12 protein-coding genes are annotated in these 12,015 nt (G+C 39.1%); 9 read left to right on the forward strand and 3 right to left on the reverse strand.

Annotation, left to right across the window (positions count from 1 at the left end; translation table 11 throughout):
- Positions 1-570: 570 nt before the first annotated feature.
- Entirely contained in the window at positions 571-1,458 is an 888-nt protein-coding gene (ampE, locus tag ESZ39_RS16080; RefSeq protein WP_146880943.1) for a beta-lactamase regulator AmpE, read from the reverse strand.
- 172 nt (positions 1,459-1,630) lie between these two features.
- A complete protein-coding gene (gene ampD, locus ESZ39_RS16085) occupies positions 1,631-2,263 on the reverse strand; it encodes a 1,6-anhydro-N-acetylmuramyl-L-alanine amidase AmpD (protein ID WP_146880944.1) in 633 nt (210 codons plus the stop codon).
- A gap of 97 nt (positions 2,264-2,360) precedes the next feature.
- On the opposite strand from ampD, the gene ESZ39_RS16090 reads away from it, so the two are divergent.
- The 9 genes from ESZ39_RS16090 (at position 2,361) to yacG (ending at position 11,015) form a co-directional block, all read left to right on the forward strand.
- Positions 2,361-2,882 carry a TIGR02281 family clan AA aspartic protease gene (locus ESZ39_RS16090; RefSeq protein WP_146880945.1) on the forward strand — a complete coding sequence of 174 codons (522 nt, stop codon included), beginning with the start codon at positions 2,361-2,363 and terminating at the stop codon, positions 2,880-2,882.
- Complete coding sequence (gene nadC, locus ESZ39_RS16095) at positions 2,883-3,770, forward strand: carboxylating nicotinate-nucleotide diphosphorylase (protein WP_146880946.1); 888 nt, start codon at positions 2,883-2,885, stop codon at positions 3,768-3,770.
- A 319-nt stretch (positions 3,771-4,089) separates the two neighbouring features.
- Positions 4,090-4,536, forward strand: coding sequence for a prepilin-type N-terminal cleavage/methylation domain-containing protein (locus ESZ39_RS16100; RefSeq protein ID WP_317615725.1), 447 nt, complete (start codon positions 4,090-4,092; stop codon positions 4,534-4,536).
- Between the two features lie 133 nt (positions 4,537-4,669).
- Positions 4,670-6,376, forward strand: coding sequence for a type IV-A pilus assembly ATPase PilB (gene pilB / locus ESZ39_RS16105; RefSeq protein WP_146880947.1), 1,707 nt, complete (start codon positions 4,670-4,672; stop codon positions 6,374-6,376).
- A gap of 303 nt (positions 6,377-6,679) precedes the next feature.
- Positions 6,680-7,936 carry a type II secretion system F family protein gene (locus ESZ39_RS16110; protein WP_146880948.1) on the forward strand — a complete coding sequence of 419 codons (1,257 nt, stop codon included), beginning with the start codon at positions 6,680-6,682 and terminating at the stop codon, positions 7,934-7,936.
- Between the two features lie 142 nt (positions 7,937-8,078).
- Positions 8,079-8,960: a prepilin peptidase gene (locus tag ESZ39_RS16115; RefSeq protein WP_411266890.1), complete on the forward strand. Its 882-nt coding sequence runs from the start codon at positions 8,079-8,081 to the stop codon at positions 8,958-8,960.
- Between the two features lie 158 nt (positions 8,961-9,118).
- Complete coding sequence (gene coaE, locus ESZ39_RS16120; RefSeq protein ID WP_146880949.1) at positions 9,119-9,739, forward strand: dephospho-CoA kinase; 621 nt, start codon at positions 9,119-9,121, stop codon at positions 9,737-9,739.
- Between the two features lie 100 nt (positions 9,740-9,839).
- Positions 9,840-10,589 carry a cell division protein ZapD gene (gene zapD, locus ESZ39_RS16125; protein ID WP_146880950.1) on the forward strand — a complete coding sequence of 250 codons (750 nt, stop codon included), beginning with the start codon at positions 9,840-9,842 and terminating at the stop codon, positions 10,587-10,589.
- A gap of 189 nt (positions 10,590-10,778) precedes the next feature.
- Entirely contained in the window at positions 10,779-11,015 is a 237-nt protein-coding gene (gene yacG / locus ESZ39_RS16130) for a DNA gyrase inhibitor YacG (protein ID WP_146880951.1), read from the forward strand.
- A 387-nt stretch (positions 11,016-11,402) separates the two neighbouring features.
- Here yacG and mutT read toward each other — a convergent pair whose 3' ends face one another.
- The gene (gene mutT, locus ESZ39_RS16135) at positions 11,403-11,798 is read right to left on the reverse strand and encodes an 8-oxo-dGTP diphosphatase MutT (protein ID WP_146880952.1); all 396 of its coding nucleotides are present in this window, start codon (positions 11,796-11,798) and stop codon (positions 11,403-11,405) included.
- Positions 11,799-12,015 lie beyond the last annotated feature (217 nt).

Here is a 12,015-nt window from a genome sequence, read left to right on the forward strand (position 1 = left end):
CGCAGGAAAAATAACTCAAGGTAAGGCGCTCGATTGAGCAATAGCTGGCTATTGGGAGTGAGAGCAACACAGCCTTGAGCTATTTTAACTAGTACAAGTGAGCAATAACTTAATGGGATTGGTATAAGTATCTCAGTTAGCGTTTAAACTTAACGATAATTAAGCTGAGGGTAAAATAACTAATTTTTTATAGCTAGAGTAAACAATTTCGATTTCACTTCGTGGCAATGAAAATTATAAATATGACAGGTGGTTTTAAGTTTTAAGCGCTCAGCTTTCAGTAAAAAGAATGTCGCTGTATTGGTAACAAATATAGCGGTAATTTTTAGCTTTTAAGCGGTCAGCTTTCAATTCTCAATTCTCAATTCTCAATTCTCAGTAACAAGAATGTTGCTGCATTGGTAACAAATATAGTGGTAAGTTTTAGCTTTTAAGCGGTCAGTTCTCATTAACAAGAGTGTCGCTATATTGGTAGACGATTAAATCTAGCTTTGGTTTTAAGCTGACAGCTGAGCACTGACAGCTTAAAACTTCTCTTTCTTTTCTTTCTTTCTTCTGTTTAATTTAAAACTAAGAAATAACCCCGCTTAAGGTTAATACGGCTATTGCCGCTAAAAATAGTAACAAGGTTCTTTTAGCTAACTTTACTAATAAACAAGGCTCTGCAGTATAGTCATCAGCGTCAACCATAAAGTCTTCCGACATTTGGGCAACACTTATTAAGACTTGGCTTGGCGTTTTTTCAAATTCAAATAAGTTATCTATCCAAGCCGGCATTGCTTTTGAGAAATGGCCCACAAACATATAACCAAAAGCAACCAGCCTAACGGGTAGCCAATCAAGCCAAAATAATAATTGTTGTGTTGCTTGATCACCGTTATTGCCATCGTGCATAGCTGGCTCTTCGCTATTTTCATGCTCAACATCCGCAGCAGAACTTTGCCTGTTAGCGTTAGCACTTTCATTTACCGTGGTTAATAAACGATAAAACAATGCACCTGCAGCGCCAAAGAAAACGAAAAACAGCATAACGGCGATAAAATAACGATAATTTAACCAAACCATGGTTTGGCCAAAGCCCATGTTAGCAATATTTTTATCTTGTTGTAGTTGTAAGTGCTGTAACTCGCAACTGGTTAATTCACCCTTAAAAGCTGATTGTAAATAACATTTATAAACTTCGCGGGTTTTCATACAACCAAAACAAACAATCAATATTAAGGTTGATGCAATTAAATACAATAAAACGTTATCCACTTGTGCCAATAAAAAATGACAGCCTAGTACAGGAATAAGAATTACTGCATAACTTAACAGGGCAGAATGTCGATAATTAGTGAGCAACTTAGTCTGCTTAATTACCGCCATATATCGTTGGTACAATGTATTAAATTGCCAAGTACTCGACGACAAGTAACGCTCAGCAGCTAGTGCAATTAACAAACTAATCAAGCTCATTTTTAATTATCCTATATTTGACAAAATGTTAAAAAAAATTTCAGCCATTAAGCTATTTTTAGCTCTAAGTTTTAAGCTGTCAGCTATCAGTTACTCCCAACTTATAGCTGGTGTTTGTTTTTACTGACAACTGACAGCTTCAAACCGACAGCTATCTCTTAGCTATCAATACTTACAGCTCACGCTTGTTTTTACTGCCCGCTGACAGCTTCAAACTTACCGCTTTTTTTGTGATTAATGCGCTAAAGCGCGGCCAATCAAACGCGGCTCCTGGGTCTGTTTTACGTCCGGGCGCAATATCACAGTGGCCAACAATGTTATTTTCTAACCCCGCATGAACACCAATTAATGCCTGACTCACGCGGCTAAGCTGCTGATATTGTGCTTCAGTATAGGGAATATTGTCGGTTCCTTCTAGCTCAATGCCGATTGAAAAGTCATTACACTTTTCTCGACCTTGATAACACGACAGACCTGCGTGCCACGCTTTATCGTTAAACGAAACATATTGCACAATATGACCATCACGCTGAATAAGGCAATGCGCGGAGACACGTATGCGATATATACTTTCAAAGTAAGGGTCAATGCTTGGGTCTAAATTACCAAGAAAAAAATTAGTGATGTGGTCAGCGCCAAATTGCCCCGGTGGCAATGAAATATTATGCACAACCAATAAACTCACCGCTTCATTGTCAGCTCTAGGCTCAAAATGGCTCGATGGTTGAATTTCAACGTCACTAAGCCAACCCTTTTTAATGCTGAGTTCAGCGCTATTTTTTCGGTCATTTGGCAAAAATGACATACAATAATTCACTGGTTGTTTATCGTTGCACTATTACATAGTAAAGTGGACAACAGAACAAGATATACCAAACAGATTAACCGAAGGTTGGACATAAGTGACTAAAAATAACGCAACAGCAAATTTTGGCAAAGGTTTTGTCTGGGTAGCTTGGGTTATTGGCATCGCCTTATTGGTTTTTATTTTTCAAGACCTGTTAGACGAACAATATAATCCCAATCAAGACCCTAAGCTTTCAATGCAAGCCAATGGTAAAGCCGCGGTGACCTTAGAGCAAAACCGGCAAGGGCATTATCTAACAAACGGTGCCATTAATGGCCGCGAGGTGACATTTTTACTCGATACTGGCGCAACACAAGTGTCAATTCCGGCTCATATTGCAGACAACTTAGCCCTGCAAACTCAAGGACAACAACGCGTGCAAACCGCTAATGGCATTATTACCGTCTTTACCACCCAAATAAATGAATTACGCATTGGTAATATCTATTTGTATGATATAGCAGCAAATATTAACCCCAGTATGGCGGCTGATGAAATTCTGTTGGGCATGAGCGCGCTAAAAAGAGTAGAATTTAGCCAAACCGGAAAACAACTAATTTTACGAGAGCAGCTTTAAATGTTACCAGCCTCATTATTACACGACATCAGCAAAACCGTTACCTGGGCATTATGTGAAGACCTAGGCGTAAATACCTACCAAGAACTGGCCACTAGCCGTGATATAACCGCCGAACTTATTCCGTTAGAAAACCAAGCGGTAGCTAATATTATTAGTCGCGATGCTTGTGTTATATGTGGCGTTGCTTGGGTTAATGAAGTGTTTAAGCAGCTTGATAACATTTATAACACTGAGACCAAAATCACTTGGTTTGTTAACGATGGCGAAAGCGTAAAAGCCAATACCACCTTATTTGAATTAACCGGTAACGCACGTATTTTATTAACTGGTGAGCGTACCGCCTTAAACTTTTTACAAAACCTTTCAGCTACCGCAACCGTTACTAGCTCATATGTTAAACACCTTGCCGGCACCAGTACTAAGCTACTTGATACTCGTAAAACCTTACCCGGCCTGCGTAGTGCACAAAAATACGCGGTAACTTGCGGTGGTGGAGTCAATCATAGAATAGGCTTGTTTGACGCTTTTTTAATTAAAGAAAATCATATTGCCGCTTGTGGTGGTATTAACCAAGCCATTGCTACAGCGCGCATTAATCACCCTGACAAAACTGTTGAAGTCGAAGTAGAAAGCATCGCTGAATTAACCCAAGCACTGCATGCCGGCGCTGACATTATTATGCTCGACAACTTTACTATTGCGATGATTGAACAAGCAGTAGAACTGACCGCCACAATATCAGCCGGCAACACCAAGTTAGAAGTGTCAGGCAACATGACCTTAAGCACACTAAAAAATTATGCCACCTCAGGTATCGATTTTATCTCAGTAGGGGCATTAACCAAGCACGTACAAGCGGTTGATTTATCTATGCGTTTTGTTTAAATAAACCAACAAAAGTTTTAAGCTTTCAGTTTTAAGCGCTCAGTAAAAAAAACCAACTCGCCAGTTGGGCGTAACTGACAGCTTAAAACTAATAGCTATCTTTTTACTGACAGCTGACAGCTTAAAACTGATAGCTATCTTTTCACTGATAACTATTTTTTACTGATAACTATTTTTTTACTAATAAACAGCGTTAAATTTAGCCATTAAAGGTTGAAATCGTAAAAAATAAAACAAATTAGTCACAAATAATTTACATTCTGCCTTTTTTACCGCAATATCTATTTAGTTAACATAATAATATATGGAATTATTCACAATGAAAAAACTAAATACAATCAAAAAAGCACAAGGTTTTACCCTAATTGAATTAATGATCGTTGTCGCGATTATTGGTATTTTAGCCGCGGTAGCATTACCGGCTTATCAGACTTATACCCAAAAAGCAAAATTCTCAGAAGTAGTTTTAGCTTCATCAACACAAAAAATAGCCGTCGAACTTTGTGGTCAAACAGCAGCAACAACTGTAGCAACTTTTGTCAGTGAATGCATTGCTACCAAAAATGGCATTGCCGATGCTGGAGCAACAGGTGAAGTACTTAGCGTAAAGGTTACAGCTTCAGATCCAAATATATTAATTACAGCTATTGGCAATGCGACTACCTTCCCTGATGGTGATACCTATATTTTAAAAGGTACATGGTTAGCTGGGCAGGTTACTTGGGATAGAACTACAGGTACTTGTATAGCCAGTGGTTTATGTTAATAAATATAAATTAGTAAAAAGCTCCTTCGGGAGCTTTTTTTTTCTAATAAATTAATAAAAAATTGTTTTTTGTTTTTCCTAACTAAAATAGTTACACTGTAACTGTTGATAATTAATGAGTTTTTAGAGATCTATGAAAGGACTTCATCAACAATCTAGCCTGCTTTCTGCGCTAGCTAAACATAATATTGTTTCTACTGAAAAAGCGGGGAAAATTAGTGCCGATTTTATTCGACAAAATAAGCCGTTTTTGCGCTATTTAGTTGAAGACAAAGAGATTAATGCTAAGGATATTGCTAGCACGCTGGCTCGTAGTTTCGGCTGTCCATTAATTGACTTAGACAGTTTTGATACCTCGTTAATCCCTGATGGCATACGCAACGAAAAACTGATCCTTAAACACAACGCTCTGCCGCTGTATTTACGCGGCAAGGTGTTATTTGTGGCCATGTCTGATCCTACTAACCTTGATGCCCTAGAAGAAATTCAGTTTAATACCGGCTATGCTACCGAGTTAGTTATTGCCAACGAAACCGCTTTAAGCCTTTGTATTGAAAAACTATTAGAAGCCGATAGCGATGCGCTTGATATTTCAGATAGCGACGCGAAAGCATTATCTGGTATTGATGTTCAAGCAGAACGTAAAGAAGAAGAAAGCATTGGTGTTGGCGATAAAGAAGATGCGCCCATTGTGGTCTATATCAATAAAATACTGCTCGACGCTATTCGCAAAGGTGCCTCGGATTTACATTTTGAACCTTATGAAAAGTCTTACCGCATTCGTTTTCGAATTGACGGTATTTTAAACGAGGTTGCCAGGCCGCCAGTATCACTAGCCGCGCGAATGGCAGCACGGTTAAAGGTGATGGCAAAATTAGATATTGCTGAACGTCGTGTGCCACAAGATGGCCGTATTAAATTAGCCTTGTCTAAAAAGAAGTCGATTGATTTTCGTGTCAGTACCCTGCCCACCATGTGGGGCGAAAAAGTGGTTATGCGTATTCTTGACTCGTCAAGCGCCATGTTAGGTATCGACATGCTGGGTTATGCACCCAAGCAAAAGCAAATTTATATGGATGCCTTAGCACAGCCACAAGGTATGATTTTAGTCACCGGCCCAACCGGCTCAGGTAAAACTGTTTCACTTTATACCGGCTTAAATATTTTAAATACCGAAGAACGAAATATTTCAACCGCCGAAGATCCAGTTGAAATTAACCTTGAAGGCGTTAACCAAGTGCAAATTAATACCCGCGCTGGCTTAACCTTTCCCAGTGCATTACGCTCATTTTTACGCCAAGATCCCGACATTGTTATGGTGGGTGAAATTCGCGATTTAGAAACCGCAGAAATCGCTATTAAAGCCGCACAAACCGGCCACTTAGTTTTATCAACCTTGCATACTAATTCAGCAGCAGAAACCCTAACCCGTTTATTAAATATGGGTGTACCGTCATACAACGTTGCCAGTTCAGTCACCATTATTATTGCCCAGCGTTTGGCTCGGCGATTATGTACTCAATGCAAAGCAGCAGAACACATACCTGAAACTGAACTATTAACTCAAGGTTTTTTACCTGAGCAACTTAGCGAAATAAAACTATTTAAACCCGTTGGTTGTGATTATTGCACCGCCGGTTATAAAGGCCGAGTGGGTATTTATGAAGTGATAAAAATTAGTGACATTACCGCCAATTTAATTATGAACGGCGCTAACTCATTAGATATTGCCGCCCAATGCCAGCGTGAAGGTTACAATAATCTACGCCAGTCGGGGCTAGAGAAAGCCGCTTTAGGGGTAACCAGTTTAGAAGAAGTTAATCGGGTAACCAACGCCTAACGGTTTTACTGCCACTGCGCTTAACCTAGTAATATCACTCGTTGATTAAACAAGTCAGCCTTATTTATTAGCCATTAGGTATTAGCCTTTAGCCCTTAACCTTTAGCCAGCAAAAAACTAGTCGCTATACCAACACTCCCCAGCTAAAAATTGCCAAGTGTAGACAATAGCGATAAGCTCAACATACTGACGATAACAATAACAATAATAAAAATTAACCTAGCGCTATGGCTAGCAATAAGCTTAACCATAACTAGGCAATAGCTAGACAATAACTAGACAATAAAAAATTAGGTTAAGCCCATGGCTGTTTCTTCGACAGTAAAAGTAAAAAACAGAAAAAGTAAAGTTAAGGCACTTGATGTTTATAAATGGCAAGGGCTAAACCGCAAAGGTAAAAAAATCAGTGGTGAGCTTAATGCCACTAGTATCTTAGAGCTTAAAGCACAGCTACGTAAGCAGGGTATCACCCCAGGTAAAGCCAACAAAAAAGCTAAACCTTTATTTGGTCTTGGTGGCGATAAGAATATTCTGCCAGTTGATATTGCAGTACTAACTCGCCAAATTGCCACTATGCTATCGGCTGGCGTACCCTTAGTGCAAACCATTGAAATGATCGGCTCTGGCCACAACAATGGCAATATGCAAAAATTACTCGCCACTATTGGTCATAAATTACAATCGGGTATTCCACTTTCTGAGTGCTTGCGTGAACACCCAAAATATTTTGATGATTTATATTGTGATTTAGTTAACTCAGGTGAGCAATCTGGTTCACTAGAAACTATCTATGAACGTATTGCTACCTATAAAGAAAAAGCAGAAGCACTAAAAGCAAAAATCAAAAAAGCCATGACTTATCCTATTTCTGTTTTAGTTATTGCCTTTATTGTTACCTCAGTTTTATTAATTTTTGTAGTGCCGGTGTTTCAAGACATTTTCGCTAGTTTTGGTGCAGAACTACCCGGCTTTACTTTACTGGTTATTGCGATATCAGAATTTATGCAGGCCTATTGGTATTTTGGTCTTGCTGGGCTATTTATTGGCAGTTACTTCTTTAAAAAGGCGCATACCAATAGTCTGACTTTGCGCAATAGCGTTGATAGAAAAATATTAAAAATTCCTGTTATTGGTGGCGTGCTAAAAAAAGCGGCTGTTGCTCGTTATGCCAGAACCCTATCAACCACTTTTGCCGCTGGTGTGCCTTTACCCGATGCCTTAGAGTCTGCTGCTGGTGCGTCAGGTAATGCGGTATTTCGTGAGGCTATTTTAGAGATCCGCGCTGAAGTAGTCTCAGGTATGCAAATGAACTTAGCCATGCGCAATTGTGCTATTTTTCCTGATATGGTGGTGCAAATGGTCGCCATTGGTGAAGAGTCTGGCTCAGTTGACGATATGCTAGCGAAAGTTGCCACCGTTTATGAGCAAGAAGTTGACAATGCGGTGGATAATTTAACCACACTGCTTGAGCCCATGATTATGGCGGTGCTCGGGGTGGTTATCGGGGGGTTAATTATTGCGATGTATTTACCTATTTTCCAAATTGGTATGGTGGTATAAGTTACAGCACTAGACATTGATATTGATATTGACACGATGAAATTAAAGCGATGCTCGTCATCGTTTTTTTATTCACTTTACGTTATACCAATTTCATTAAAGCAATTAACATAAAATCACCTACATTTTGAGGCCTAATCTTTTGACAGACTTTATTACGCTAATGACAAACTCACCAGCATTTTTCTATGCTGTTGTCCTCGTTTTTTCTTTACTGATAGGAAGCTTTTTAAATGTGGTTATTTATCGCTTACCTAAAATGCTAGAGCAAGGTTGGAAAAGAGAGTGTCGTGAGTTCCTAGCTGATGAACTCGCTAAACCTATCAAGCCTGCAGACACAATTATTACACTGTCAACACCAAGCTCTAGCTGCCCATCTTGCCAACATAAAATTCGTTTTTACGAAAATATTCCCATCATAAGTTGGTTGTTTTTACGGGGTAAATGTAGTCAATGTCAGGAAAAAATAGCGCTGCGTTATCCGTTAGTTGAATTAACAACTGCGCTATTAAGTGTGGTTATTGCTGCCAATTATGGGGTTACCTTCACCACTCTGATGCTATTAGTCTTAACTTGGGGCTTAATTTGTTTAACCTTAATTGATTTTGATCACATGCTATTACCTGACCAAATAACCCTGCCATTAATATGGCTAGGACTATTGGTTAATATTAACGGCAGTATTGTGCCGTTAAACGACGCCGTTATTGGCGCAGTTGCCGGTTACTTAAGTTTGTTTAGTATATTTTGGTTGTTTAAGTTAATTACCGGCAAGGAAGGTATGGGCCATGGTGATTTTAAACTGGTGGCACTTTTTGGTGCTTGGTTAGGCTGGCAATTATTACCGTTACTGATTTTAATGGCTTCAGCCGTTGGCGCTATTATTGGCATTAGCCTAATGGTATTTAACAATCACCAGCGAGAGCAGGTGATCCCTTTTGGCCCTTATTTAGCCGTTGCCGGTTGGATAACCCTACTTTGGGGTAATGGCATTTGGTCGTGGTATTTAAGCACGTTAACTTAAAAAGCTTCAAAAACATCAAGAAAGCTGTCAGTAAACAAGCTTTCAGCTTTCAGTAAAAACAATCTCCTCTAACAAGTGCCATGGAACTGACAGCTGACAGCTTCAAACTTAAAACTAAAAAGACCTGTCTATTCGTTGGCAGAGCAAAGGACTCACATATGTCTGAATTTATTGTTGGCTTAACCGGCGGTATTGGCAGTGGCAAAACCACGGTCAGTGATATTTTCGCCGAATTAAATATTGATATTATCGACGCAGATATTGCCGCTCGTATTGTTGTACAGCCAGGCAGTAAAGCACTACTAGCAATTAAAGCGCATTTTGGCGCTGACTATATTGATGATAATGACGAACTTAACCGAGCTAAACTGCGCAGCCGCATTTTTAGTCAGCCGCAAGATAAAGCTTGGTTAAATAATTTATTACACCCTTTAATTCGAGCAGAAATAGTTCGCCAGATAGCACAGGCTAAAAGCAGTTATTGCCTACTGGTAGCGCCCTTACTGCTAGAAAATAATTTACATAAAATAGTCAACCGCGTTTTAGTGGTTAATGTTGACGAGGCAAGCCAAGTCGCTCGCACCCTGGCACGTGATCCAAGCTCAGCGGCAGAAATCAAGCGTATTATCGCTAGTCAAATGCCGAGTGAACAACGTCTTAGCTTTGCTGATGATATCATCAATAATCAGCATAAAAGTCTAGAAAACATTCGCCAACAGGTGCTAAATTTAGCTGAAAAATACCAGTTATTATCAACTAGCTCTAGCCTTGATAAATAAGCCTTTGGCTGGTATTTTTGACAAAATAATTCGCCATTTTACTTGGCTGTGCGTACTATAAAGATATCATCCATTCATTTTCAAAAAAAGCTTCTAATTAATGACCGCTATACTGTATGAACATCCGCTCAATGAGCGTATTCGTAATTATTTAAAACTTGAGCAATTATTTGCTCAGGCTTCAGACTGCTTACAATACAATATCGCCACTAGTCATAGTGTGTTTTTTAATGCTTTATTTGCCATTCTAGATACCGTTGATCGCAATGATATACGTGGTGATTTAATTAAAGACTTAGAGAAATTAGAACAAAATTTAGTCGTTTGGTCACAAATTCCAGATATTAATAGTGCCGCTCTCGAAGATAACTTAAAACAAACGGTTGCGCTCTCTAGCCAATTAAAAGTACCTAGCCCTAAGTGGCTGCAATTTAAAGATGATAAATTTTTAATGACGTTGAAACAACGTTTCGCCATTCAGGGCGGCAGTTCACACTTTGATCTACCGCAGTTACAGTTTTGGTTAAACCAACCAAACGCTGAAGTTGAAGCACAATGCCGCCATTGGCTGTCGCTACTAGCACAAATTAGTGCGGGTTTATCACTGGTGCTAAAATTTGTTCGTCAACGGACGCAGTTCAAGGAAATAACAACTGAAAGTGGCTTTTACCAAGATAATGGCGAGGGATTAATATTATTACGTATTAAGATTGCCGATCATCTACCATTTTATCCCACCATTAGCGGTAACCGTTTTCGCTACTCAATACGCTTTATGATGCCCTGCAATGAAACCGGCCGTAAATATTCTAAACAAACAACAAACTTCCAATTAGCTCGGTGCAAATAAACCAGCATAGTTATTAATTTTAAGCTGCCCGCTATCAGTGTTGTTAGTTGGCTACACTTATGAGTGTTCAACTTTTACTTTGCCTTTTAACTGACAGCTTCAAATTGAAAGCTTACAGCTTTCCCCCCTAGCCGCTTGACTAAAATTCTCTTATAATAACAATACAATTTTAAGCGAGTAGTAATTCTTATGACACTAAAAGTAGCTTGTCCCACTTGTAAAAAAGAAGTAATTTGGCAAGCAGAAAGTCAATATCGTCCATTTTGTTGTAAACGTTGCCAGTTAATTGATATTGGTGATTGGGCTGACGAAAATCATAAAATTAGTCAACCCGTACAAGGCGCGGTCGAGTTAAATGAAGAAATGCTCGACGCTTTAGAAGCCGAGTTTTTACAGCATAATAAGTTCTTTGTTGAACCTGAGTAATACCAATCCCATTAAGTTATTGCTCACTTGTACTAGTTAAAATAGCTCAAGGCTGTGTTGCTCTCAATCCCAATAGCCAGCTATTGCTCAATCGAGCGCCTTACCTTGAATTATTTTTCCTGCGCACAACAAGATCACAAACTTAATGGAACTGGTATAATACCAATCCCATTAAGTTATTGCTCACTTGTGCTAGTTAAAATAGCTCAAGGCTGTGTTGCTCTCAATCCCAATAGCCAGCTATTGCTCAATCAAGCGCCTTACCTTGAGTTATTTTTCCTGCGCACAACAAGATCACAAACTTAATGGAACTGGTATAATATTGACAACTTGCCGAAAATGAGGTTAATACTAGCGCTATTGTTACCGTGCATAAGCGGCAAAATATTATTGATAGTTTGCTTGCAGCTTTTCAATAATGGCTTGATTAGCTGCCGGAAAGCTTAAGGCAGCAAACTCTGCTAAAGTAAACCAAGCTGATTGTTGCCCTTCTAAAGCTTTTGCTTCGCCAGTAAAGTTATCAACAACAAATACGTCTAATAGTACCTTTTTATCACCGTAATCATGGCTTATTTGCATTAATGGTGTGCAAGACAGGGTTTCAATGGCAACTTCTTCTTTTAGCTCTCTGTGTAGCGCTTGGTGGACAGTTTCATTTTCTTCGACTTTGCCACCAGGAAATTCCCACTTTCCACCCTGATGACTGTTTGCTAAACGCTTAGTGAGAAAAAACTTATTTTCTTGTTTGATCACGCCAACAGCAACATGCACAATTTTTGTCATTATTTATCCTAAATATCTTTTAAGAAATTAAAGCCTCTAAAACAGGCTAATACCAACCGACAAAACAATATCCGCTGCAGATTTTTGTTACTTAATCATATTAATCAACCGCTTAACAGTTGACGGACTGAAGTCCGACCTACAAAAACAATCACTCAAGGCTATATTATCACCCGTAGGTCCTATTTAGGTTGGTCTTTAATCCATCAGGTTAAAT

It is taken from the genome of Colwellia sp. C1TZA3 (assembly GCF_007954265.1).
In the GTDB taxonomy this organism is placed as follows: Bacteria; Pseudomonadota; Gammaproteobacteria; order Enterobacterales; family Alteromonadaceae; genus Cognaticolwellia.